Source organism: Micromonospora sp. WMMD712, from assembly GCF_029581295.1.
Lineage (GTDB): Bacteria > Actinomycetota > Actinomycetes > Mycobacteriales > Micromonosporaceae > Micromonospora > Micromonospora carbonacea.
In genome coordinates this window covers 3,069,143-3,093,280 of record NZ_CP120743.1, presented here as the reverse complement: position 1 = coordinate 3,093,280, position 24,138 = coordinate 3,069,143, and the positions used below count along the sequence as shown (strand labels likewise).

Below are 24,138 nucleotides of genomic sequence, written 5' to 3'. Positions count from 1 at the left end.
CTGAGCGGTCAGCGGCTGGCGTAGGTCATGCAGTCGGCCATGTCGTTGTCCGGCCCGACGCGGATCGCCGGGGCGTGACACTCCAGGTCGGCGTTGTGCCGGCAGTCCGAGCGCTGGCACGCGCCGACCTGGGCGATCATCGTGTCGATGCCGCCCCGGACGGGCATCTCGACGAACGTGTGGCAGTGCGCGTGATCGGTGCTGCCGATCGTGATGGCGAACGCGTGGCAGTCGCCGGTGTGGTTGTAGGCGCAGGCTGCGACCACGCATTCCTGGACGCGGGGCATCTCCATCGCCGTAGTCATGACGACCTCCTCTGGGTTCTCGAGTCTCTCCCCATATTAGTTTTTTGTCGGTTTTGTCGTTGCGGATCGGTCATACCGGCCGGCCGCGACCGGGTCACCCGGCCGGCGTCGCCCCCAGCACCTCGGAGAGCGGGGCCGGCCGCAGGCCCAACTCGGCGAGCCCGGCCAGGATGCGCGGCAGTGCCTCGTCGGTCATGGGGGCGTTCGCCTCGGTGACGTGCAGGACGACGACCGAGCCGGGACGCACCCGGGACAGCACCGCGTCGACGACCGGCCGCCAGGACTTCGCGAACGGGTCCCCGCTGACGACGTCCCCGTCCACCACGGTCACGCCCAGCGGGGCGAGCTCGGCCAGCGCGGTGCGGTCGTGGCACAGCCCGGGGAAACGGAAGTAGCGGGTCTGCCGGCCGCCGTACGGGGCGATCACGTCGAACGTCCTGGCCACGTCGGCGGCCATCCGCTGCCGGGGGATCGTCGGCAACTGGTAGCAGTCGGCGGTGAAGGCGAGATGGCCGTACGTGTGGTTGGCCAGCTCGAAGCGTGGATTGGCGGCCAGGCGACGGGTCACCCCGGGGTACTCCTCGACCCACTTGCCGGTCAGGAAGAAGGTGGCCGGCACCCGCTCCCGCTCCAGCAGGTCGATGATCGCCAGGTTCGCGTACGACCGCACCGCCCCGCTGCGCAACTGGTACCGCATGGCGTCCGTCATGTCCGCGTCGAAGGTCAACGCCACCAGATCGCCGACGCGCGGCCCGTGGTCGACCACCGGGGGCTGCCGGTCGGTGCGGCTCGCCCCCGGTCGGGCCGTGGCGGAGGGCTCCGCGCCGGGCTCGTCGGCCCGCCCGTCCCGTTCCGGCCGCGAGGGGCCTCCCGGTCGCCCCGATGCCGACACCGGCGGGGTCGGGCGGTTCGTCCCCTGGCCGGGCCGGTCCTCCCCGTCGGCGGCGGGGGGTGTCGCGGCCGTGGGCACCCGGCCGATGGCGGCCCGGCCGGGGGCGTCCGACGGCGCGGGCGCGACGAGGAGGACGGCGACGCCCGCCAGGGCGGCGAGCGTCGCGATCAGTGGTACGCGAGAGGTCTGTGCGGGCACCGGGAGATGATCTCTTGGCGGCTGCCCGTCGGCTGCCCCACCCCACCGGGGCCACGCCGTCTGGGCCACGTCGTCCGCTGGGATGTCGGGGAGACGGCGTTATCCCGGCCCGTTGATGCCCCCACCTGCCCGGCATCCCGTCACGCGACTGCCCGTGTGGGCCGTTTGTCCGTCCCGCTGGGGTGGCGTGGCGTGGGGTGGGTGGGGTTGATCATGTCGGGCAGGTGGCGGTATCCCGGCCCGCTGATACCGCCACCTGCCCGGCATCCCGTCACGCGACTGCCCGTGTGGGGGGTTTGTCCGTCCCGGCGCGGGGGTGGCGTGGGGTGAGGTCGAGGTGGGCCTGCCGGGGGCTGGGTGGGGGCGGGCGGCGGCAACCCGTGGGCCGGAATCTCGACGGGGTCGGGGTCGTTACACCTGACGCACGACCGAAGCAGCACCCCCCAGACCCCCCGACCCAGCAGCCCTCGACCCCCAGGAGTGGTGGCCGGTCGCCGGGAATGGGGGCGGGTCGCCGGTCGTTACACCTGGACCCGGGCCGGCACCACACGGCAGCTGGCCTGGTCCTCCCTCGTCTTTCCCCCTTTTGTTCGTTGTTCGGGCGCCTCGACGTGGTGCTCGCACACCCCCGTACCGCCCCCGTTCGGGGCGTGAGGGTGTGCCGACCCCCGGATTGGAGTCACCCCTGATGAACACGACCATCCTGCGTAAGAGCGTCCTCGGCATCGCCGGACTCGCCTTCGCCGGTGGCCTCGCCGCCGGCCCCCTGAACCACATCACCACCGACACCGGCACCGGTGAGGCGCGGCCCGTCGCCACCACCCAGTCCAGCGGCGTGGACGCCGGGAAGCTGATCCCCCACGGTGTGCAGGGCGCGCAGTCGCGCATCGACCTCGACCCGGAGCAGACCGCCAACGTCAAGGCCATCATCGCCGCCACGAAGAAGGCCGGCCTGGACGAGCGGGCCGCGGTGATCTCGATCGGCACGGCGTTGCAGGAGTCGAAGCTGGAGAACCTGGGTCACCTGGGTGACCGCAACGACCACGACTCCCTCGGCCTGTTCCAGCAGCGTCCCTCCAGCGGCTGGGGCTCGCCGGAGCAGATCACCGACCCCGAGTACGCGACGACGGCGTTCCTCAAGGGCCTGCGACAGGTCGACGGCTGGCAGAACATGGCCCTGACCGACGCCGCCCAGACCGTGCAGGTGTCGGCCTACCCCGACGCGTACGCCCAGTGGGAACAGCAGGCCGCCGACCTCGTCACCCAACACTGGAACAACAGCTGACACCACGTACACACGCTGCCGGCCGGGCCCCGATGACAGGGGCCCGGCCGGTGGCGGTCGCGTGGGGCGTACCGGGTCAGACGCGGTAGCCGGCGGCGCGGGCGGCCTGGCGTTCGCGGCGGCGGCCCCGGCGGCGGCGCAGGAACCAGACGGTGAAGGCGGCCAGGCCGAGCAGGAAGGCCAGCACCAGCACCGGCAGGATGATCGCCACCAGGGACATGACGACGCTGGTGGCGTCCTCGGCGGTGCTGGCCACCGGCGCGCCGAAGCCGGCGGTGGTCGCGTTGATCACCGGGCGGGCGGCGGACTTGAGCAGGTGGACGCCGAGCGCGATGAGCACGCCGGTGACCACCGGCACCCAGTCGTTGGACGAGAAGAAGCTGCCCGGGTCGCTCACGGTGACCGTCTCGGAGGTGGCGCCCGCGCCGAAGGCCAGGCCGCCGGCGGTCGGCCGGACCACGGTCTGTACGACGTCGTTGACGTGGTCGAGCACCGGCACCTTGTCGGCGACGACCTCGACGGCGAGCAGCACCGCGAGGATGGCGACGACCCAGCCGTTGCCGAGCCACTGCCAGCCGCCGGGCAGGTCGATCAGGTCGGTGTAGCGGGCGAGCAGTCCCATGGTCAGCAGGGGTATGTAGGCGTTCAGGCCGGCCGACGCGGCCAGCCCGGTACCCGTGAGGACTTCGAACACCGTCTCAGCATGGCACCGGCGCGCCAGTGCCGCTCGGCGGTGGACGCCGGCGTCTGGGCTACCCTCTCCGGGTGCGGCTGGTGATTGCGAAGTGCTCGGTGGACTACGTCGGACGGCTCTCGGCGCACCTGCCGTTGGCCACGCGCCTGTTGATGGTGAAGGCGGACGGGTCGGTGTCGATCCACGCCGACGACCGGGCGTACAAGCCGTTGAACTGGATGAGTCCGCCCTGCCGGCTGGAGGAGGCCCCCGGCGTGTGGCGGGTCGTCAACAAGGCCGGCGAGGAGCTGCGGATCACCCTGGAGGAGGTCTTCCAGGACACCTCGTACGAGCTGGGCGTCGACCCCGGGCTGCGCAAGGACGGCGTCGAGGCGCACCTCCAGGAGCTGCTGGCGGCCAACCCGACGGCGCTGGGCGAGGGCTACACGCTGGTGCGCCGGGAGTACATGACGGCGATCGGGCCGGTGGACCTGCTCTGCCGGGACGCCGACCTGGGCGCCGTCGCCGTCGAGGTGAAGCGGCGCGGCGAGATCGACGGGGTGGAGCAGCTCACCCGCTACCTCGAACTGATGAACCGCGACCCCCTGCTCGCCCCGGTCACCGGCGTCTTCGCCGCCCAGGAGATCAAGCCGCAGGCCCGGGTGCTGGCCACGGACCGGGGCATCCGGTGCGTGGTCGTCGACTACGACAAGCTGCGCGGCATCGAGCGCGACGAGCTGACCCTGTTCTGAGCGCCCACCGCCCCGCACGGCGGGCGTCGCCCGGCGGCCGGGTCAGCGCCGGCGGCCGTACAGCAGCTTGGTGACCTTGACCAGGCGGGCGACGTCGGCGGGGGTGCGCTCGAAGGTCATCGCCGGCAGCAGCGACCGGGCCCGGCGGCGCGTGACGGCCTTGGGGCGGCCGAACTCGCGCAGCCCGTCCTCGCCGTGGATGCGGCCGAAGCCGGACTCGCCGACCCCGCCGAACGGCAGGGTGGACATCCCCGCGAACGTCAGGGTGGAGTTCACCGCGGCCATCCCCGAGCGCAGCCGCCGCGCGATGGCCACGGCCCGCCGCCGGCCGAAGACCGAACCCCCCAGGCCGTACGGGAGCGCGTTGGCGCGGGTGACGGCCTCCTCGGCGTCGCGGACCCGGTTGATGGTCAGCGTCGGGCCGAAGGTCTCCTCGCGGACGGCGAGCGAGTCCTCCGGCACGTCGACCAGGATGGTCGGGCGCACGTACGGCGGCTGCACCGCGTCGGCGCCGCCGAGGACCGCCCGCCCGCCCCGGGCCAGCGCGTCGTCGATGTGCCGGCGGATCACGTCGAGCTGACCGGGCATGGTGATCGGCCCGATGTCGGCCCCGTCGGCGCCGACGGTCAGCCGCCCGGCCCGCTCGACGACCTTGCCGACGAACGCGTCGAAGACGGGCTCGACGGCGTAGACCCGCTCGATGCCGATGCAGGTCTGGCCGGCGTTGGTGAGCCCGCCCCAGACGCACGCCTCGGCGGCGGCGTCGAGGTCGGCGTCGCTGTCGACGATCATCGCGTCCTTGCCGCCGGCCTCCAGCAGGACCGGGGTGAGCGTCTCGGCGCACGCGGCCATCACCTTCTTGGCGGTGGCCGTCGAGCCGGTGAAGGCCAGCTTGTCGACCCCGGATCGGCACAGGGCCGCGCCGACGTCGCCGAGGCCGTGCACGGCGGTGAGGACGGGCTGCTCGGGCACCACCTCGGCGAGGCTGTCGACCAGCCACTGGCCGACGACGGGGGTGTATTCGCTGGGCTTCAGCACGACCGTGTTGCCGGCGGCGAGCGCGTACGCGGCGGAGCCGACCGGGGTGAAGACCGGGTAGTTCCACGGGCCGATGACGCCGACCACCCCGTACGGCTGGTATTCGAGGTGGCCGGTGAACTCGGCCAGGATGAGCCGGGAGCGCACGCGGCGCGGGCGCAGCACCCGGCCGGCGTTGCGGGCGGCCCAGTCGATGTGCTCGATGGCGGTGAGGACCTCGACGATCGCGTCCGGGACGGGCTTGCCGCCCTCGGCGTGCATCAGCTCGGCCAGCTCCTCGATCCGCCGGGCGAGGACACCCCGCCAGCGCAGCAGCCGCTCCCGGCGGCCGGTGAAGCCGAGCCCCGCCCACCAGCCGGCCGCCTCGCGGGCCCGCGCGACCGCGCGCGTGACGTCGTCCCCGGCGGCGACGGGCAGTCGACCGACCTCGGCCCCGGTGGCGGGGCTGGTGGAGACCAGCCGGCCGTCTGAGATGATCGGGGCACCCGGGGCACCCGGGGCACGCACAGCCGTCATGGCGGAAGTGTAGACCCCGAAGCTACTCGTCGGTAGGTGTTCGGATGGCCCGTACGCCGACCCCGGCGCGGGGCCAACGGGCCTGGTGGCGGGGCCCTCGGGTGGTGCCGGCGGGCCCGGGAGTCGGTTTTCGGCACGGGACCAACGGCCCTGGCGCGCCACCGGCGAAAGCCGAACCGGCTAACGGGAGTTGTCCGCCCGGGGACCGGGAGGTGTCCGGGCGGTGGTGGGCATCGATGCGGTGTGCTGGCAGGCTGACGCCGGACACCGGTGGCTGGAGGCTGACCGTCCATGGAGGACTTTCCGGAACTGATGCCGCTGCTGACGGTGGCGGGTGGACCGATGCGTGGGGCGAGCTTCCGGCTCGGCCGCACGCCACAGGTGATCGGCCGTGCGACGACCGCGGAGGTCAGCGTGGACGATCCGCACCTGAGCCGCCGGCACGCCAGCGTACGGCTGTCGGGCGACGGGGTGTGGCTTGAGGATCTGGGCTCGACCAACGGCACGTGGCTCAACGACCGCCGGATCGAGTCGCCGGAGCTGCTCTCCGACGGGGACGTGATCCGGCTGGGCCGCACCGAGCTGCGCTTCTTCGACCCGGGCCTGGCCCGGACCGACCCGGTCGGGCTGCGGCTGGCCCCCCAACTGGGCCCCCAGCGCCGCGACCGCCGGCCCACCCTGCCGCTGCCCGTCGCCACCCCGCCGGCCGCCCGCCTCTGAGCCGCGCCGGCGGGTGAGAAGGGGACCCTTCTCTACCGCATGCGTTAACAGGGGGCCCCTCCTTTCATGTGGGCCGGCCACATGGAGCCGGGCGTCGCCGCGTGGCAGCATGCCGCGGCATGGAGAGCACGCAGCACACCGTGCCGGCCAACGGCATCGTCCAGCGGGTCCGGGTGGCCGGCCCGCCCGACGGCGCGCCCGTGCTGCTGGTGCACGGCAACTGCTCGTCCTCGGCGTTCTGGGAGCCGCTGCTGCGGCGGCTGCCCGACACCCTCCGGGTGGTCGCCCCGGACCTGCGGGGCTACGGCGGCACCGAGACCGCCGCGGTGGACGCCACCCGGGGCCTGCGGGACTTCGCCGACGACGTCGCCGCCCTGCTCGACGCCCCGGGGCTCTTCGCCCCCGGCGCGCGGCCGGTGGTGGTCGGGCACTCCCTCGGCGGGGGAGTGGCGATGCGGCTGCTGGTCGACCACCCCGGCCGGGTGGCCGGGCTGCTGCTCGCCGCGCCCGTCTCCCCGTACGGCTTCGGCGGCACCCGGGACCTGGCCGGCACCCCGACCACGCCCGACTTCGCGGGCACCGGCGGCGGCACCGCGAACGGGGACTTCGTGGCCCGGCTGGCCGCCGGCGACCGGGGCGCGGACGGCCCGACCAGCCCCCGCAACGTGCTGCGGACCGCGTACGTGGCCGATCCGGCGTCGCTCGGCGACGACGAGGAACTGCTGCTGGACAGCCTCCTGACCACCGCCACCGGGGACGGCAACTACCCCGGCACGGCGGTCGCCTCGCCGCACTGGCCGGGCATCGCGGCCGGCGGCAGCGGCGTGCTCAACGCGCTCGCCCCGGCCCACTTCCGCATCGCCGACGACCTCGTCGCCGTCGCCGGCAAACCCCCCGTCACCTGGGTACGCGGCGACGCCGACGTGATCGTGTCGGACACCTCGCTGTTCGACCTGGCCCACCTCGGGTCGCTCGGGGTGGTGCCCGGCTGGCCGGGGGAGCGGGACTGCCCGCCGCAGCCGATGGTCGGGCAGACCCGGGCGGTGCTCGACCGGTACGCTGCGGCCGGCGGGGCGTACCACGAGGTGGTGTTGCCGGGGTGCGGGCACAGCCCGCACCTGGAGCGGCCGGCGGAGTTCGTCGCCGAGTTGCTGGCGCTGACCGGCGGGAGCCGCTGAGGGGCCGCGACCGGAGGCGCTCGGCGGCCCGGGCCGGAGCCGCCGGCACCCTCCGCGTCCCGGCGGCGGACCGTCGCGTGGCAGACTCGCGCGCAGAACCTTAGTGACCGTTCAAGCGGTCCCGCGGGGGTCCCGTCCCGTGGTCCCGCGCAGCATTGGGGAGGCCGGTCGTGGCGCGCGAGTTCACCAGCGTGGGCGTTGTGGGGCTGGGCACCATGGGTGCCGGCATCGTCGAGGTCTTCGCGCGCAACGGCATCGACGTCGTCGCGGTCGAGGTCTCCGACGCCGCCCTCGACCGTGGCCGGGCCCACCTGACCGGCTCGACCGACCGGGCCGTCGCCCGGGGCAAGCTCGCCGAGGCCGACCGGGACGCCCTGCTGGCCCGGGTCGACTTCCAGGTCGGGCTGGACGCGCTGCACTCGGTGGACCTGGTGGTCGAGGCGGTCCCCGAGCGCCTCGACCTCAAGCGGCGGATCTTCGCCGAGCTGGACCGGGTCTGCAAGCCCGAGGCGGTCCTCGCCACCAACACCTCCTCGCTGTCGGTCACCGAGGTCTCCGTCGCCACCGGCCGACCCCGGCAGGTCGTCGGCATCCACTTCTTCAACCCGGCCCCGGTGATGAGGCTGGTCGAGGTGGTCCGCACGGTGGTGACCGCCGCCGACGTGGTCGCCGACGTCGAGGCCCTCTGCGCCCGGCTCGGCAAGGTCGGCGTCACCATCGGCGACCGGGCCGGCTTCATCGCCAACGCGCTGCTCTTCGGCTACCTCAACCACGCCGTCGGCATGTTCGAGTCGCGCTACGCCAGCCGCGAGGACATCGACGCCGCCATGAAGCTCGGCGGCGGCCTGCCGATGGGGCCGCTCGCCCTGCTGGACCTGATCGGCCTCGACACCGCGTGCGAGATCCTGGACACCATGTACCGGCGCGGCGGGCGGGACCGCCGGCACGCCCCGGTGCCGCTGGTCCGGCAGATGGTCACCGCGGGCCTGCTCGGCCGCAAGTCCGGCCGGGGCTTCTACACCTACGAGAAGCCGGGCTCGGCGAAGGTCGTGCCGGACGGGTCGACCCCGCAGGAGCGGCCGGCGGCCGGCGACGGCGCGCGCCCCGTCGCCCGGGTCGGCGTCGTCGGCTCCGGCGCGACGGCCGCCGGGCTCGTCGAGGTCTTCGCCGGGGCCGGCTACGAGGTGGCCCGGGTGGCCCCGGGCGGGGACCTCGACGGCCTGGCCGAGGTCGACCTGGTCGTCGAGGCCGTGGCCGAGGACCTCGACGTCAAGAAGGAGCTGTTCGCCGGCCTCGACGGCGTCTGCAAGCCGGGCGTCGTGCTCGCCACCACCACCTCGTCGCTGCCGGTGATCGACATCGCGATGGCCACCGGGCGGCCCGCCGACGTGATCGGGCTGCACTTCTCCGGCCCGGCGCCGGCGTGGCCCCTGGTGGAGATCGTGCGGACCGTCCGCACCGGCGCGGAGGCCACCGAGACCGCCCGCGCCGTCTGCGCCACGCTCGACAGGACCGCCGTGGTCTGCGGCGACCGGGCCGGCTTCGTGGTCGACGCGCTGCTCTTCCCGTACCTGAACGACGCGGTGAAGATGCTGGAGGCCGGCTACGCCACCGTCGACGACATCGACCACGCGATGAAGCTCGGCTGCGGCTACCCCACGGGCCCGTTCGAGCTGCTCGACGCGGTCGGCCTGGACGTGGCGCTCGCCAAGCAGCGCGCGCTGTACCGCGAGCTGCGCGACCCCGGCCTCGCCCCGGCCCCGCTGCTCGAACACCTCGTCACCGCCGGCTACCTGGGCCGCAGGGCCGGGCGCGGCTTCCGCGAGCACCCCGGCCGCTGACGGGCCGCCCCGGCCGGTGGCCCCGGTCGCCGGCCGGGCCCCCGCGCGTGCGGCACCTCCCGCCGCCCAGCCGCCCAGCCGCGCACCTCGCCGGGCCGGGGTGGGGAGCCGACCGTAACCTTGACGAGGTGAGCCCTCGTCGCAACCGTCCCCGCCGGGACGAGCACGCCCACCTCGACGCCGACCGGGCCCGCCACGGGGTGCCCACCGTGCAGCAGTGGCGCGACGGCGACTGGCAGGTGCGCGGGATCAGCGGCGGCGCGTCGGTCAAGACGTACCGCTGCCCGGGCTGCGACCAGGAGATCCGCCCGGGGGTGGCGCACCTGGTGGCCTGGCCGGCCGACGACCGGGGCGACCTCACCGACCGCCGGCACTGGCACAGCGGGTGCTGGCGGGCGCGGGACCGGCGCGGCCCCGGGATCCAGCGCGGGCGGGGCGCGCCCCGCTACGGCTGAGCGATCTGGATCACCCTGTTTCCGCCCGGGCGGGCGGTGCCGACGCCGACGCGCGAGACTGGGACGGTGAGCACACCGATCCGCGCGTCCTCGATCCTGCCCGGGCACCGCGAGGACATCGAGCTGCACACCGCCGACGGGCTGACCCTCGTCGGCGAGCTGGCCCGCCCCGTCGGGAGGGAGCCGGCCGGCACGCTGGTCTGCCTGCACCCGCTGCCCACCCACGGCGGGATGATGGACAGCCACGTCTTCCGCAAGGCCGCCTGGCGGCTGCCGGCGCTGGCCGACCTGGCCGTGCTCCGGTTCAACACGCGCGGCACCAGCAGCGTGCGGGGCACCAGCGAGGGCGCGTTCGACAACGCCGTCGGCGAGCGCTTCGACGTGGCCGCCGCCATCGAGTACGCCGAGTTCGCCGAGCTGCCGAAAGTCTGGCTGGTCGGCTGGTCGTTCGGCACCGACCTGACCCTCAAGTACGGCTGCGACCCGGCGGTGGCCGGCGCGATCCTGCTCTCCCCGCCGCTGCGCTTCTCCGCCCCCGCCGATCTCGCGCACTGGGCGCAGGAGGGCAAGCCGCTGACCGCCCTGGTGCCCGAGTTCGACGACTACCTGCGCCCCGACGAGGCGCGGCGGCGCTTCGCGGCGGTGCCGCAGGCCGAGGTCGTCGGGGTGCCCGGCGCGAAGCACCTGTGGGTCGGCGACGCCGAGACCGTGCTCGACGAGATCGTCCGGCGGGTCAACCCGGCCGCCCCGCTGCCCCTGCCCCGCACCTGGGACGGCCCGATGACCACCGGCGACGTCAGCGCGTACGCCGACCGGACGGTCGCCTCGTTCGCCGACGTCCCGGTGCCGGGCCCGAAGACCGACGCCGCCGACTGAGCCCGGTCGGGGCGGGCGGCGGTCAGCGGGAGTCCTGGCGGGGCAGCACCACCTCGCGCAGGATGAGCTGGAGGGCCGCCACCGTCGGGATCGCGATCAGCGCGCCGACCACGCCCATCAGCGACACCCCCAGCAGCGCGGCGAGCAGGGCCGCGACCTCGTTGACCTCGACCGAGCGGCGCATCACCTTCGGGTAGATCAGATAGTTCTCCACCTGCTGATAGACCACGAAGAACGCGACGCACGCGATCCCCACCGGCAGGTCGGTGGCGAAGCCGACGAGGCTGACCACCACCGCGCCGATGGTGGCGCCGATCTGCGGGATCAGGTCGGTCACCGCGACCACCACGGCCAGCGCGAACGGGTACGGCAGCCCGACGGCCAGCGCGAACACGAAGGTGGTCACCCCGGCCAGCACGGCGATGCTCAGCGCGCCCACCATGTACGCGCCGACCTTCGCCAGGATCTCGTCGCCGATGAGCCGCACCCGGTGCCGGCGGGAGCGGGGCACCAACGCGTACCCGACGCGGCGCAGCCGGTCGAAGTACGCGAGGAAGTAGATCGTCAGGACCAGCACGGTGAGCGCCCGGAAGACCGTGCCGAAGATGAGCTGGGCGCCGCCGAGGACCCCGCCGAGCGCCCGCCCCACGGTGTCGGCGTTGGCCGCGGCCTGCACCTTCGCCATCACGTCGTACCGGACGACGAAGTCGTTGACGGCCTCGTTGCGGCGCAGCTCCTCGACGTAGCTGGGCAACTGCTCGACGAACTGCCCGGACTGGGTGACCACCGGCGGGACCAGCGCCACCAGGCCGCCGACGATCAGCGACAGCACGATCAGCGTCACCGCCGCGACGGCCAGCCCGTTGGGCAGGCCCCACGAGCGCAGCCGGACCACCGCCGGGTTGAGCCCGACGGCGAGGAAGAGCGCGATGACGACCAGCACCAGGATGCCGGCCGAGTTGCGGACGCCGAGGAAGACGGCGTACGCCAGCAGCACGCCGAGTGCGCCGGTGAAGCCGACGAGGAAGCTGTTGCGGCGCAGGGGCCGCCCCGGCACCCCGAAGCGGCCCGAGCCGGCGGCGAGCGCGCCGGGCGGGTCGAAGTCGTCGGGGTCGCCAGGGTCCGCCCGGTCGTCGTCCGCCCGGTCGTTGTCTGGCCGGCCGTCGTCCGACCGGCCGCCGCCGGGCGGGGGGCCGACGGGGGTGGCGCGGTCCGCCGGGTCGTCGTCCGGACCGGTGTGGCCCGGCTGCCCGTGGCCCACCGGTCCGTGGCCTACCGGTGGCTCGTGGCTTACCGGCCTGTCGTCCGGCTGCCCGCCGTGCGTCCGTGCGCCGTCCGCCACCGAGACCTCCTCCGCCCTCCGGCGGATGCGCCCGGAGCGTCGTCGTCAGCCGCCCACGGCCCTGGCCGGGCGCGGGTCCTGCCGACAGGAGGGTAGTTGCCGGGCGGACGGCCCGGCCACCCCGGCTCACTCGGACTCGACGGACACCTTGCTCGGCCGGGCGCTGCGCTCGTCGGTCGTCGGCTTGGTCGGCCGCTTGCCGTTCTCGCCGGTGCTGGTGATCTTCGTGGGGGTCGCCCCCCGGCCGCCCTCGCCGGGCACCGCGGCCACCGTCGGCTCGCCGTCCACCCCGGCGCTGGCTGCGCCCCCGTCCACCGTGGTCACCGGCTCGGCCACCGGCCGGGTCCGGGCCGGGGCGGCGTCGTCGGCCGGCACGGCCTTCGCCACCCCCGCGTCGGCGGTCGCCTTGACCGGCGCGGGCTGCGCCGGCTCGCCGGACCCGGCGGCCGCCGTGGCCGACCCGGTCGCCTTCGCGGGCACCGGCCCGGTGCCCTTCGGCGTGCCGGTCGCCTTCGCGGGCCCGGTTCCCTTCGGCGCGCCGGCCGTCGTCGCCGGCTCGGTCCCGTTCGGCGTGTCGCCGGCCGTCGCGGGCCCGGTCCTGTTCGGCGTGTCGCCGGCCTTCGCGGGCCCGGTCCTGTTCGGTGTGTCGCCCGCCTTCGCGGGCCCGGTCACCGGCGCGCCCGCCGTGGCCGACAGCCGGACGCCGGCCAGCTGCTGCCGCAGGTCGAGCAGCTGGTGCTGGAGCTCGTCCGACTCCTGCCGGGACTGCCAGGTCTCCTGCCGCAGGTCGGCCAGCTGCTGCTGGGCCTGGGCGATCTCCAGCATCACCTGGGCGAGCTGCTGGCGGCCGGCGGCCACCTCCTGCTGGGTCGCCGCGAGGTGCTGCTGCGTGGTGGCCAGATGCTGCTGCGTGGTGGCCGCGTACTCCTCGAACTGGCGGCGGGACGCGGCGACGTGCTCGTCGGCCCGGCGTCGCTTGTCGGCCGCGTCGGCCTCGGCCCGGCCCAGCAGGTCGGCGGCCTCCTCCTCGGCCTGCCGGCGCATCGTGAGGGCGTCCTGCTCGGCGGCGCGCCGGATCTCCGCGGCACCGTCCTCGATCTCGGCCCGCCGGGCGGTGTACTGCTGCTCCAGCTCGGTCTGCCGGGCGGTGTACTGCTGCTCCAGCTCGTCCTGCCGGGCCGTGTGCTGCCGGTCCAGCTCCTCGCGGCGCTGGGAGTGTTCCCGCTCGGCGGTCTCCTTGCGCTGGGCCAGCTCCCGGTCGGCCGCCTCGCGCCGGCCGTTGACCTCCTGCTCCACCCCGGCCCGCCAGGCGCCCAGCTCCTGCTGCGTCTGGGCGCGGGCCTGCTGCACGTACGCCTCGGTCTCGGTGCGCATCCGCTGCACGTACGCCTCGGTGTCGGCGCGTTGGCGCTTGCCGGCCTCCGCCGCCTGGGCGGTGACCCGCTCGGCCTCCTGCCGGGCCCGGTCGCGGGTGGCCTTCGCGGCGCCCTCGGCATCGTCGGTGATCCGCTTGGCCTCCTGCAACGCCTTGGCGTGGGTGGCCCGGCTGGCCTCGGTGGCGTTGTCGGTGAGCCGCTTCGCCTCCTGCTGGGCCTTGGCGTGCACCTCCTTGGCCGCCTCGCGGAGCTGGGTGGCCTCCTGCTGGGCCTTGGCGAGGGCCTCCCGGGCGGCCTCGCGCAGCTTGGTCGCCTCCTGCTGGGCCCGGGTGTGGATCTCCTTCGCGGCGTCCCGGAGCTGGGTCGCCTCCTGCTGGGCCTTCTCCAGGGCCTCCTGGGCGGCCTTGCGCAGCCGGGTCGACTCGTCCTTGGCCGCCGCGCGCAGCTGGGCGGACTCGTCCCGGGCGGCCTTCAGCGTGGCGTCCGCCTCGGCGCGCCGGGCGGCGCCGTGCCGCTCCTCCTCGGCCCGCCGGGCGGCGAGGGCGATCTCGAAGTCCTTGAGCGCCTGGGCGGCCTGTTCCTTGGCCTCCGCGACGATGTGCTCGGCGGCGGCGCGCCGCGCCTCGATCTCCTCGTTGGCGGCGGCGAGGATGTCGTCGGCCTGCTCCTCGGCGAGGACGAGGATCTGCTCCACCCGCGGGCCGAGGTGCCGGAACGAGGCCCGGTCCACCACGCCGACCTGCTTGCGCACCTGGGCGAGGTCGCGTTGCAGCACCTCGACCTGCCCGGCCAGCTTGTGGATCTGGGTGTACGCCTGTTCCCGCTCGGCCGCCAGTGTCGCGATCTCGTGCTCCGCGCGAGCGACGTACCTGTCGACCTGTCGTTTCTCGTACCCCCGCAGGGCGGACTCGAAGCTGGGCTCCGTCGTCACATCCCCGCCGAGAGCGAACAGTTCCTCGCCGTGCGACATGCCCCCATCCTCACACGCATCCGGCTCGGCTGGGGCGATACGGACGCCCCGGATGGGAGCTGATTCACTGCCGTTACCGACGCCCGTGCCGCGGCGCGGGGAAACGCATACGGCGCGGGGTCCCACCGGTTACCCGGTGTCACCCCGCGCCGTGTCCATGCCCCCCGGCCGTGCGGTCGGTCAGCCGGCGGACTCCGCGCTCACCCGCTCGTCCTTGCCGTCCGCCTTGGCCGGCTCCGGCTTGGCCTGCGCCGGCGGCACGCCCGGCACGATGCCGGCGAGGCCCGACAGCATCTGGCCGAGCTGCGAGGTGACGGCGTCCTTCTGCCGGGTGAGGTCCTCGACCTCGCGGCGGGCGGCCTGCGTGGTCAGGTCGGCCTCGGTGCGGGCCTCCGTGAGCAGCCGCTTCGCCTCGGCCTTGGCCTCGTTGAGCGTCTTCTCGGACAGCGCTTTGGCCTTCTCGACGGTGTCGTTGGCGGTGCGCTCGGACTCGACCCGACGGGCCTCGGCGCGCTGCTCGATCTCCTTGGCCCGCTCCTGGGCGGCCCGGGCGCGCTGCTCGGCCTCGCCGACCAGCTTCTGCGTCTGGGCGACCTGGGCGGCGTGCCGCTCGGACTCCTCGCGCTCGGCCTTCTCGCGCCGTTCGGCGAGCTGCAGCTCCAGGGCCTGGAGGTCCTTGTCGCGCTTGTCGCGGGCGTCGGTGAGGAGCTTGGTCGCCTCGGCGCGCTTCTCCTCGGCCTCCCGCGCGGCCTTCGCCCGCTGCTGGGTGATCTCCCGCTCGGCGGTGGCGCGCAGGGTGGCGACCTCACGCTCGACGGTCGACTTCAGCTCGGCGACCTCGTGCGCGGTGACGGTGCGCAGCTGCTTGGTCTCCCGCTCGGCGTCGGCGCGCAGGGTGTCGGCCTCCCGGCGGGCCTGCACGCGCACCTCGGCGGCCTCGCGCTCGGCGGCGGTGCGGACACTGCCGGCCTCGCGCTCGGCGGTGGCCTTCATCGCGGCGGCCTCGGCGCGGGCCTTGTCGGTGATCTCGCGCGCCTCCAGACGGGCCGCGGAGAGGATGCCCTCGGACTCGCGCTTGGCCTCGTTGCGGTGGTCGTTGGCCTGCTCCTCGGCCAGCCGCAGGATCTGCTCGACGCGGGTGCCCAGGCCGGAGAGGGTCGGCCGGCTGTTCTCCTCGAGCTGCTTGTTGGTCTCGGCGAGCTTCTGCTCCAGCGCGCTCTGGCGCTGCTCGGCCTGGCGGAGCCGACGCTGGGCGTCGTTCATCCGCTGCTCGGCCTCGGCGCGGGCCTGCTCGGACTGGGTCAGCGCGGCGGTCAGCCGACCGATGAAGTCATCGACCTGCCCGACGTTGTATCCGCGCAGGCCAACGGTGAAATCTGGCTGCGAGTTCGCGTTATCGAAGAACGCAAGAGGGGAGGACTGCTGCTGGGGCATTGGGACATACTCGCAGACCCCCCGGGGTGCTTCGCAAGAGCGGTGCGGGCCTTTCGTGTCCTGTTTACATGGTCAACTGACTGCCGTCGGGCGGGTCCGATCGGTGGGCGATCTTGGCAGCTCCCGGGCCGGTCCGGGGGCCCGGTGGGCGGATGGTCGGGCGCGCCGGAGGCGAGTGGTCGGGCGGCCCGGTGGGCGGTGGCCGGGTGGCCCTGTGGGCGGGTGTTCGGGCGCGCGGGGGCGTGCGGGAAAAGGGCCGCGGGAGCGGCCGGCGGTCCTTTGCCGGCCCGTGCCGGTTTCTCATCGGCCGGTGCCGGTTTCTTGTCGGTTGGTGCCGGCGACTTTCCCTGTCGGCCGTGCCGGCATCGCGCGAAATGGGGACCGCAGCCGGCGTCGAAAGGCAATGCCCGACCACGGCGATGCCCGACCGGGCCTCCCCGGACGGCTCGCCGGCGGCCGGCGGGTCAGCGCCTGCAGGACCGCGTGATCGACTTCATGTCGGCCGGATGGGGGTCTCCCGTCCCGTCGATACCGCCAGGTCACCGACGTGAAGTCGATCGACTCGGCCGCGCACCACTGCGCTCGCGCGGAGGGCTGTGGTGCCGCCGGGCGGGCGCGGCGCCGGGTGGGGTGGGGGTGGTTAAGAAGGGGCCCCTGCTCTACAGAATGCGTTAACAGGGGGCCCTTCCTTTCACCTTTCACCGCCGGGCGGGCTCGACCAGCTCGACGAGGACGCCGCCCGCGTCCTTCGGGTGGACGAAGTTGATCCGGGAGTCGGCGGTGCCCCGGCGCGGGGTCTCGAAGAGCAGCCGCAGGCCGCGCTCGCGCAGCGCCGCGCACGCCGCGTCGATGTCGGCCACCGTGTACGCCACCTGCTGCACGCCGGGCCCCGAGCGGTCGAGGAACTTGGCGATGGTCGACTCCGGGGTGAGCGGGGCGAGCAGTTGCACGCAGCCGCCCTCGGCGGTCGGCCCGACCGTCAGCATCGCCTCGCGGACGCCCTGCTCGGTGTTGGTCTCGGTGTGCACGCAGCGCATGCCGAAGGTGCGCTGGTAGAAGTCGATCGCGGCGTCGAGGTCGGCGACGGCGATCCCGACGTGGTCGATGCGGCGCAGGCCGATGTCTGTGACGAAGTCGGCAGCGGGCTCGACGGGGGAGTTCTCAGCCATGGCGTTAGTCTGACCGAACACCCGTCCAACCGAACAATCGTTAAGGTTCACAGCTCGGCACCCCCCTCGGAGGGCAAGCACATGGCTTCGGTGATCGTCAGCGGCGCGCGGACCCCGATGGGTCGCCTGCTCGGCAACCTCAAGGACCTCCCCGCCACCAAGCTCGGCGGCATCGCGATCAAGGCCGCGCTGGAGCGCGCCGGGGTGCCCCCCGAGCAGGTGCAGTACGTCATCATGGGCCAGGTCCTCCAGGCCGGCACCGGGCAGATCCCGGCCCGGCAGGCCGCCGTCGAGGCGGGCATCCCGATGTCCGTGCCGGCGCTGACGATCAACAAGGTCTGCCTCTCCGGCCTGGACGCGATCGCCCTGGCCGACCAGCTCATCCGGGCCGGCGAGTTCGACGTCGTGGTGGCCGGCGGCATGGAGTCGATGACCAACGCCCCGCACCTGCTGCTCGGCCAGCGCGCCGGCTACAAGTACGGCGACGTGACGATCAAGGACCACATGGCCCTCGACGGGCTGACCGACGCCTGGGACTGCTGCTCGATGGGCGAGTCCACCGAGCGGCACGGCGCGCGGCACGGCATCACCCGCGCCGAGCAGGACGCCTTCGCCGCCGCCAGCCACCAGCGGGCCGCCGCCGCGCAGAAGAACGGCCACTTCGCCGACGAGATCACCCCGGTGGTCATCCCGCAGCGCAAGGGCGACCCGGTGGTGATCAGCGAGGACGAGGGCATCCGCCCGGACACCACCGTCGAGTCGCTGGGCCGGCTGCGCCCCGCCTTCACCTCCGACGGCACGATCACCGCCGGCAGCGCCTCGCCGATCTCCGACGGGGCCGCGGCCGTGGTCGTGATGAGCGAGGCGAAGGCCCGGGAGCTGGGGCTGACCTGGCTCGCCGAGATCGGCGCGCACGGCAACGTGGCGGGCCCCGACAACTCGCTGCACTCGCAGCCCTCCAACGCGATCAACCACGCGCTGCGCAAGGGCGGCCTGGGGGTGGAGGACCTCGACCTGGTCGAGATCAACGAGGCGTTCGCCGCGGTCGGCATCCAGTCCATGCGCGACCTGGGCATCGGCGACGACAAGGTCAACGTCAACGGCGGCGCGATCGCGCTGGGCCACCCGATCGGCATGTCCGGGGCCCGGCTGGTGCTCACTCTCGCCATGGAGCTGCGGCGGCGCGGCGGTGGCACCGGCGCGGCGGCGCTCTGCGGCGGCGGGGGCCAGGGCGACGCCCTGATCATCCACGTACCCGACCCCACCGAGCAGCAGTGAGCGGAGCCGTCGCGCAGGTCCCGGCCGGCGGCGTGCCGTCGGTGCGCCGCAGCCGGGACGTGCCGATGCTCGTGGAGCGGGCCCGCGCCGGCGACCCGCGCGCCGTGGCCCGGCTGATCACCCTGGTCGAGTCCGGCGACGAGGTGCTGCCCCGGGTGGCGGCGGCCCTCGCGCCGTACGCGGGGCAGGCCCAGGTGGTCGGGCTGACCGGGTCGCCCGGGGTGGGCAAGTCGACCACCACCAACGAGCTGGTCCGGGCGCTGCGCTCGCGCGGGCACCGCGTCGGGGTGCTGGCCGTCGACCCGTCCAGCCCGTTCACCGGCGGGGCGATCCTCGGCGACCGGGTCCGGATGCAGGACCACGCCACCGACCCGGGCGTCTACATCCGGTCGATGTCCAGCCGGGGCCACCTCGGCGGGCTGTCGGCGGCGACCCCGCAGGCGGTGCGGGTGCTGGAGGGCGCCGGCTGCGACGTGGTGCTGGTGGAGACCGTCGGCGTCGGGCAGGCCGAGGTCGAGGTCGCCTCGCTGGCCGACACGACGCTGGTGCTGCTCGCCCCGGGCATGGGCGACGCGATCCAGGCGGTGAAGGCCGGCATCTTGGAGATCGCCGACGTCTTCGTGGTCAACAAGGCCGACCGGGATGGCGCCGACGCCACCGTCCGCGACATCCAGGGCATGATCGCCCTCGGGGAGCGGGGGCCCGGCGAGTGGCGGCCGCAGGTGGTCCGCTCGATCGCCGCGCGGGGCGAGGGGATCGACGACATCGCCGCCGCGATCGACAAGCACCGCGGCTGGCTGGTCGAGCACGACGAGCTGCGCCGCCGCCGCGAGAAGCGGGCCGCCGCCGAGATCGAGGCGATCACGCTGGGCGTGCTGCGGGCCCGGATCGGTTCACTGCGCGACGGTACGGAGCTGCCGGCGCTCGCCGCGAAGGTGGCCGAGGGGGCGCTCGACCCGTACGCCGCCGCCGACGAGTTGCTGGCGCAGATCGGCTCCTGACGCGTCCACTGCGGACCCCCGGCAACGAGTACGCTCGCACCGCTCCACGGTCGGCGTGGGGCGGTGCGCGCGTGTTGGGGGAGAGGTCATGGCTGACGAGGCGACGCAGGAGCTGTCGGTGACGCCGGACGCGGTGGCGGGCGGGACCACCCACGTCTCCGACGAGGTGGTGGAGAAGATCGCGGTGGCCGCCGCGCGGTCCGTCCCCGGCGTGGCCGACCTGGGCGGCGACGTGGCCCGGTTCTTCAACGCCGTCTTCGACCGGGTCGGCCTGGACCAGGTCGGCGACGCCCGGCGCGGCTGCTCGGCGCACGTCACGAACGGCGCGGCCGTGGTCAACCTGGTCGTCGTGCTCGACGCCGGCCGGCCGGTGCCGGAGGTGACCGACGGGGTGCGGGCGGCGGTGACCCGGGCCGTCGAGGCGTACGGGCTGCGGGTCGACGAGATCAACATCCGGGTGGACGACGTGGCGCTCGGCGACCCCGCCGCCGCGCCGGCCTGACCGGGTTACCTACCGGTACGCGACTCCTTAGCGATCGTTCAGGCCGGGGACTACACTCGGTCCTCTGACGAGGACTCGAGGAGGAGCCCTGCGCATGGACGCCGACGAGATCGCCGCCGGACGGGCGCGCTGGCAGGCCCGCTACGACGCCGCGCGGAAGCGGGACGCCGACTTCACCACGCTCTCCGGGATGCCCGTCGACCCGGTCTACGGGCCGCCCGAGGGCGTCGCCCACCCCGGCTTCGAGCGGATCGGTTGGCCGGGCGAGTTCCCGTACACCCGGGGGTTGTATCCCACCGGCTACCGGGGGCGGACCTGGACGATCCGGCAGTTCGCCGGCTTCGGCAACGCCCGGCAGACCAACGAGCGCTACAAGATGATCCTCGGCGCGGGCGGCGGCGGCCTCTCCGTCGCGTTCGACATGCCGACCCTGATGGGCCGCGACTCCGACGACCCGCAGGCCCTCGGCGAGGTCGGGCACTGCGGGGTGGCCGTCGACTCGGCCGCCGACATGGAGGTGCTCTTCGACGGCATCGACCTGGCCGGCGTCACCACCTCGATGACCATCTCCGGGCCGGCCGTGCCGGTGTTCTGCATGTACCTCGTCGCCGCCGAGCGGCAGGGCGCCGACCTGTCCACCCTGGACGGCACGCTCCAGACGGACATCTTCAAGGAGTACATCGCGCAGAAGGAGTGGCTCTTCGACCCGGAGCCGCACCTGCGCCTCATCGGCGACCTGATGGAATACTGCGCGCGCGAGATCCCGCGCTACAAGCCGCTCTCCGTCTCCGGCTACCACATCCGCGAGGCCGGCGCGACTGCCGCGCAGGAGCTGGCGTACACCCTCGCCGACGGGTTCGGCTACGTCGAGTTGGGGCTGTCGCGCGGGCTGGACGTCGACGTCTTCGCCCCCGGGCTGAGCTTCTTCTTCGACTCGCACGTCGACTTCTTCGAGGAGATCGCGAAGTTCCGGGCCGCCCGCCGGATCTGGGCCCGCTGGCTGCGCGACGTCTACGGCGCGACCAGCGAGAAGGCGCAGTGGCTGCGGTTCCACACCCAGACCGCCGGGGTGTCGCTGACCGCCCAGCAGCCGGTCAACAACGTCGTACGCACCGCCGTCGAGGCGCTCGCCGCCGTGCTCGGCGGGACGAACTCGCTGCACACCAACGCCCTCGACGAGACCCTCGCGCTGCCCACCGACGAGTCCGCCGAGATCGCCCTGCGCACGCAGCAGGTGCTGATGGAGGAGACCGGCGTGGTCAACGTGGCGGATCCGCTCGGCGGCTCCTGGTACGTCGAGGCGCTGACCGACAAGATCGAGGCCGAGGCGGAGGAGATCTTCGCCCGCATCCGGCAGCTCGGCGGGGACGGGCCGCACCGGATCGGTCCGATGACCTCCGGCATCCTGCGCGGCATCGAGGACGGCTGGTTCACCGGGCACATCGCCGAGTCCGCCTTCGTCTACCAGCAGGCCCTCGAAAAGGGCGACAAGCGCATCGTCGGCGTCAACTGCCACACCGGCACCATCGCCAAGGACCTGGAGATCCTGCGCATCTCGCACGAGGTCGAGGTGGAGCAGCGCCGGGTGCTCGCCGAGCGCAAGGCGGCCCGCGACGTCGCGGCGGCGCGCGCGGCGGTGACCCGGATGGTCGAGGTCGGCCGCACCGGCGACAACATGATCCCGGCCATGCTCGACGCCGTCCGCGCCGAGGCGACCCTCGGCGAGATCTGCGACGCGCTGCGCGCCGAGTGGGGCACCTACCGCGAGCCGGCCCGCTTCTGACAGGTGCAAGGAAGGGTCCCTTCCCATCGCTTTTCGGATGGGAAGGGACCCTTCCTTGCAGGCCGGGGCGGGGGTGAGAGTCGCAACTGTCGCCGTCGCGGTTGATCTGAGTTCGGCGGGACACGTGCGAGACTAGATAACCATGAGCGACCCACGGATCACCTCGTCGATCTTCACCCGCGGCGCGGTCGACCTCAGCGGACTGCGCAACACCGCACCGCCCGCCACCCGCCCCAGCACACCGGCCCAGGCCGGTCCGTCCTCCGGGCTGCCGGCCGCCGCCGGCGGCGGCTCCGTGATCGACGTGACAGAGGCCAACCTCCAGGCCGAGGTGCTCGAACGGTCCACCACGATGCCCGTCGTCGTCTTCTTCGGCGCGGCCGGCTACCCGGAGAGCGACCAGTTCGCCCCGCTGCTGGAGCGGCTGGCCGCCGAGGGCGGCGGCGCGTGGGCGCTGGCCCGCATCGACGTCCAGGAGAACCCGCGGATCGCTCAGATGTTCCAGGTGCAGGGGGTCCCGACGGTCTACGCGGTGGTCGGCGGCCGGCCCGTCGACGCGTTCTCGGGCGCGGTTCCCGAGGCCCAGCTGCGGCAGTGGATCGGCGCGGTGCTCAAGGCCGGCGGCGTCGACGTCGCCGCACCCGGCGACCCCCGCCTCGACGAGGCCGACGACGCCCTGATGAGCGGCGACCTGGAAGCGGCCGAGGAGGCGTACCGGAAGATCCTCGCCGAGTCGCCGGCGGACGCCGCGGCCGAGGCCGGCCTGGCCCAGGTCGGGCTGGCCCGCCGGGTCGCCGGCGCCGACCCGCGCGCGGCGCTCGCCGCCGCCGAGGCCAACCCCGACGACGTGCCCGCCCAGTTGCTCGCCGCCGACATCGAGGTGCTCAGCGGCATGGCCGAGCAGGCGTACGCCCGCCTGGTCGACCTGGTGCGCCGCACCTCCGGCGACGACCGGGACAAGGCGCGCCAGCACCTGATCGCCCTGTTCACCGTCGCCGGCCCGGACGACCCCGCCGTCGCCTCCGCCCGCCGGGCACTGGCCAGCGCCCTGTTCTGAGTTCCGCCGTACGCCAGCGCGGGCCGGCGTTCGCCGGCCCGCCCGACCCACGAGGACGGGAGCCCATGATGCGCCGGATCGCCGTCCTCGACGCGCCGTCCAACCTCGGGCTGCGCCCGCCCACCCCCACCGCCGTCCCCGGCTGCGCCAAGGCACCGGGAGCGCTGCGCGACCAGGGCCTGCTCGCCCGGCTGCGGGCGCGCGACGCCGGCTGCCTCACCCCGCCCCGGTACGACCCGGGCGACTGGCGCCCCGGCGACGGCGTCTGCCACGCCCCGGAGATCGCCGCGTACTCGGCGGCGCTGGCCGACCGGATCGGGGCGATCATCGACCGGGGGGAGTTCCCGCTCGTCCTCGGCGGGGACTGCTCGATCCTGCTCGGCTCGGCGCTGGCCATGCACCGCCTCGGCGAGGCGGTCGGCGGGCGGATCGGGCTCGTCTTCGTCGACGGCCACTCCGACTTCCGGCACCCCGGCAACGCCTCGTACGTCGGCGCGGCGGCCGGGGAGGACCTGGCGCTGGTCACCGGGCGGGGGCAGGCCGACCTGGCCGCGATCGAGGGGCGGCGGCCCTACTTCCGCGACATCGACGTGGTGGTCCTCGGCATCCGCGCCCAGGACGAGTACCGCCTCGACCTCCAGGCCGCCGGCATCACCACCCGGCCGGTGCCGGCGCTGCGCGCCGAGGGCGCGGCCCGCACCGCCCAGTGGGCCCACGAGGAGCTGGCCGACTGCGCCGGCTACTGGGTGCACGTCGACGTCGACGTGCTCGACCCGGCGGTGATGCCGGCGGTCGACGCACCGGACGCGGGCGGGATCGCCTTCGCCGAGCTGGAGATCCTGCTCGCCGGCCTGGTCGACACCCCGCACTGCCTCGGGGTGGAGCTGACCGTCTTCGATCCCGACTACGACGTCGACGGCGCGTACGCCGCCGAGATCGTCAACACGGTGGTGGCCGGGCTCGCCCCGGTGACCGCCCCGAGCGCGGTGCCGCCCCGCCTGCCGCCGGCGGCCCCGGAGACCCGTCTGGTCCCGGCGGCCCCGGAGCCCCGCCTGCCTCCCGGGTCCCGCCCGTTCCCGGCCCCGGAGCGGCTGTCGCCCGCCGGTCCCGCCGGCCCGGACGGCCCGGCCGCAGACCCGCTGGCCGCCGTTGACCCGCTGGCCGCCGACCTGTCGGCCGGAGCCGGTGCGCCGCCGGCCGTCGCCGGTGCGCCGACCGACCCGCCGGCCGGGCCGGACAGGACCGGGGGCGGGCCGGTGGGACCGGCCGGGCGGGTCGACGATGCCGGCCTCGTCGCGGGCTATCCATCCGGCCCGACGGGGACCGCCCCGCTGCTGGAGCCCGTCGGGCCGCCGGCCTCGGCCGGGCCGGGCCTGCTGCGCCGGGTCACCGGGGCGACCCCGGGCGACGCCCCGCCGCCCACCGAGGACGGTGCCCCGCCCCGGCCGGCGGCCGGCATCGCCTGACGGAGGGCCGCTGCTCCCCACCGCCCGCCGC

The 24,138-nt window shown here is 74.5% G+C and carries 20 protein-coding genes and 1 pseudogene; 13 read left to right on the top strand and 8 right to left on the bottom strand.

Going from position 1 to position 24,138, the window contains the following annotated elements; translation table 11 throughout:
- Positions 1 to 8: 8 nt before the first annotated feature.
- Together O7633_RS13065 and O7633_RS13060 are read right to left on the bottom strand one after the other, a co-directional pair.
- The gene (locus O7633_RS13065; RefSeq protein ID WP_043966077.1) at positions 9 to 305 is read right to left on the bottom strand and encodes a DUF1540 domain-containing protein; all 297 of its coding nucleotides are present in this window, start codon (positions 303 to 305) and stop codon (positions 9 to 11) included.
- A gap of 94 nt (positions 306 to 399) precedes the next feature.
- Positions 400 to 1,395, bottom strand: a complete 996-nt coding sequence (locus O7633_RS13060; RefSeq protein WP_282328022.1) for a polysaccharide deacetylase family protein — start codon at positions 1,393 to 1,395, stop codon at positions 400 to 402.
- A 688-nt stretch (positions 1,396 to 2,083) separates the two neighbouring features.
- Here O7633_RS13060 and O7633_RS13055 point away from each other — a divergent pair.
- Positions 2,084 to 2,680: a hypothetical protein gene (locus tag O7633_RS13055; protein WP_282328021.1), complete on the top strand. Its 597-nt coding sequence runs from the start codon at positions 2,084 to 2,086 to the stop codon at positions 2,678 to 2,680.
- Positions 2,681 to 2,756: 76 nt separating this feature from the next.
- On the opposite strand, the gene O7633_RS13050 is transcribed toward O7633_RS13055, so the two are convergent.
- Positions 2,757 to 3,374, bottom strand: a complete 618-nt coding sequence (locus tag O7633_RS13050; RefSeq protein WP_278129028.1) for a DUF4126 domain-containing protein — start codon at positions 3,372 to 3,374, stop codon at positions 2,757 to 2,759.
- A 71-nt stretch (positions 3,375 to 3,445) separates the two neighbouring features.
- On the opposite strand from O7633_RS13050, the gene nucS reads away from it, so the two are divergent.
- Positions 3,446 to 4,105 (top strand): endonuclease NucS, encoded by a 660-nt coding sequence (gene nucS, locus O7633_RS13045; protein ID WP_043966085.1) that lies wholly within the window; start codon positions 3,446 to 3,448, stop codon positions 4,103 to 4,105.
- Between the two features lie 42 nt (positions 4,106 to 4,147).
- Here nucS and O7633_RS13040 read toward each other — a convergent pair whose 3' ends face one another.
- On the bottom strand, positions 4,148 to 5,659 hold the full coding sequence (locus O7633_RS13040) for an aldehyde dehydrogenase family protein (RefSeq protein ID WP_282328020.1): 1,512 nt from the start codon (positions 5,657 to 5,659) through the stop codon (positions 4,148 to 4,150).
- A gap of 291 nt (positions 5,660 to 5,950) precedes the next feature.
- Between O7633_RS13040 and O7633_RS13035 the strand changes: the two genes are divergently transcribed.
- From O7633_RS13035 to O7633_RS13015, 5 genes are all read left to right on the top strand, one after another.
- Positions 5,951 to 6,379 carry an FHA domain-containing protein gene (locus O7633_RS13035; RefSeq protein ID WP_278129024.1) on the top strand — a complete coding sequence of 143 codons (429 nt, stop codon included), beginning with the start codon at positions 5,951 to 5,953 and terminating at the stop codon, positions 6,377 to 6,379.
- Between the two features lie 119 nt (positions 6,380 to 6,498).
- Entirely contained in the window at positions 6,499 to 7,557 is a 1,059-nt protein-coding gene (locus O7633_RS13030; protein WP_282328018.1) for an alpha/beta hydrolase, read from the top strand.
- A 170-nt stretch (positions 7,558 to 7,727) separates the two neighbouring features.
- Positions 7,728 to 9,398, top strand: a complete 1,671-nt coding sequence (locus tag O7633_RS13025; RefSeq protein ID WP_282328017.1) for a 3-hydroxybutyryl-CoA dehydrogenase — start codon at positions 7,728 to 7,730, stop codon at positions 9,396 to 9,398.
- A gap of 128 nt (positions 9,399 to 9,526) precedes the next feature.
- Positions 9,527 to 9,853: a hypothetical protein gene (locus tag O7633_RS13020; protein ID WP_043966091.1), complete on the top strand. Its 327-nt coding sequence runs from the start codon at positions 9,527 to 9,529 to the stop codon at positions 9,851 to 9,853.
- A 66-nt stretch (positions 9,854 to 9,919) separates the two neighbouring features.
- Positions 9,920 to 10,729 carry an alpha/beta hydrolase gene (locus O7633_RS13015; protein ID WP_282328013.1) on the top strand — a complete coding sequence of 270 codons (810 nt, stop codon included), beginning with the start codon at positions 9,920 to 9,922 and terminating at the stop codon, positions 10,727 to 10,729.
- A gap of 22 nt (positions 10,730 to 10,751) precedes the next feature.
- Here the strand turns inward: O7633_RS13015 and O7633_RS13010 are convergent, their stop codons facing one another.
- The 4 genes from O7633_RS13010 to mce form a co-directional block, all read right to left on the bottom strand.
- A complete protein-coding gene (locus O7633_RS13010; protein ID WP_282328011.1) occupies positions 10,752 to 11,990 on the bottom strand; it encodes an AI-2E family transporter in 1,239 nt (412 codons plus the stop codon).
- Positions 11,991 to 12,197: 207 nt separating this feature from the next.
- Positions 12,198 to 14,417 (bottom strand): hypothetical protein, encoded by a 2,220-nt coding sequence (locus O7633_RS13005; RefSeq protein ID WP_282328010.1) that lies wholly within the window; start codon positions 14,415 to 14,417, stop codon positions 12,198 to 12,200.
- Positions 14,418 to 14,597: 180 nt separating this feature from the next.
- Positions 14,598 to 15,851 (bottom strand): cell division protein DivIVA, encoded by a 1,254-nt coding sequence (locus O7633_RS13000; RefSeq protein WP_074477402.1) that lies wholly within the window; start codon positions 15,849 to 15,851, stop codon positions 14,598 to 14,600.
- A 698-nt stretch (positions 15,852 to 16,549) separates the two neighbouring features.
- A complete protein-coding gene (gene mce, locus O7633_RS12995; RefSeq protein WP_074477404.1) occupies positions 16,550 to 17,020 on the bottom strand; it encodes a methylmalonyl-CoA epimerase in 471 nt (156 codons plus the stop codon).
- Positions 17,021 to 17,101: 81 nt separating this feature from the next.
- On the opposite strand from mce, the gene O7633_RS12990 reads away from it, so the two are divergent.
- The 6 genes and pseudogenes from O7633_RS12990 to O7633_RS12965 form a co-directional block, all read left to right on the top strand.
- Positions 17,102 to 18,298, top strand: coding sequence for an acetyl-CoA C-acetyltransferase (locus O7633_RS12990; RefSeq protein ID WP_278129013.1), 1,197 nt, complete (start codon positions 17,102 to 17,104; stop codon positions 18,296 to 18,298).
- Positions 18,295 to 19,299 (top strand): methylmalonyl Co-A mutase-associated GTPase MeaB, encoded by a 1,005-nt coding sequence (meaB, locus tag O7633_RS12985; protein ID WP_278129011.1) that lies wholly within the window; start codon positions 18,295 to 18,297, stop codon positions 19,297 to 19,299. Before O7633_RS12990 ends, meaB begins: the two co-directional genes overlap by 4 nt.
- Before the next feature lie 88 nt (positions 19,300 to 19,387).
- Positions 19,388 to 19,801, top strand: a complete 414-nt coding sequence (locus O7633_RS12980) for an Asp23/Gls24 family envelope stress response protein (RefSeq protein ID WP_074477410.1) — start codon at positions 19,388 to 19,390, stop codon at positions 19,799 to 19,801.
- 94 nt (positions 19,802 to 19,895) lie between these two features.
- Positions 19,896 to 21,584 carry a methylmalonyl-CoA mutase family protein gene (locus O7633_RS12975; protein WP_282328004.1) on the top strand — a complete coding sequence of 563 codons (1,689 nt, stop codon included), beginning with the start codon at positions 19,896 to 19,898 and terminating at the stop codon, positions 21,582 to 21,584.
- A 142-nt stretch (positions 21,585 to 21,726) separates the two neighbouring features.
- On the top strand, positions 21,727 to 22,641 hold the full coding sequence (locus tag O7633_RS12970; protein WP_282328002.1) for a tetratricopeptide repeat protein: 915 nt from the start codon (positions 21,727 to 21,729) through the stop codon (positions 22,639 to 22,641).
- 65 nt (positions 22,642 to 22,706) lie between these two features.
- Positions 22,707 to 23,642, top strand: a pseudogene (locus O7633_RS12965) (arginase family protein); the annotation flags it as partial.
- Positions 23,643 to 24,138: the final 496 nt, after the last annotated feature.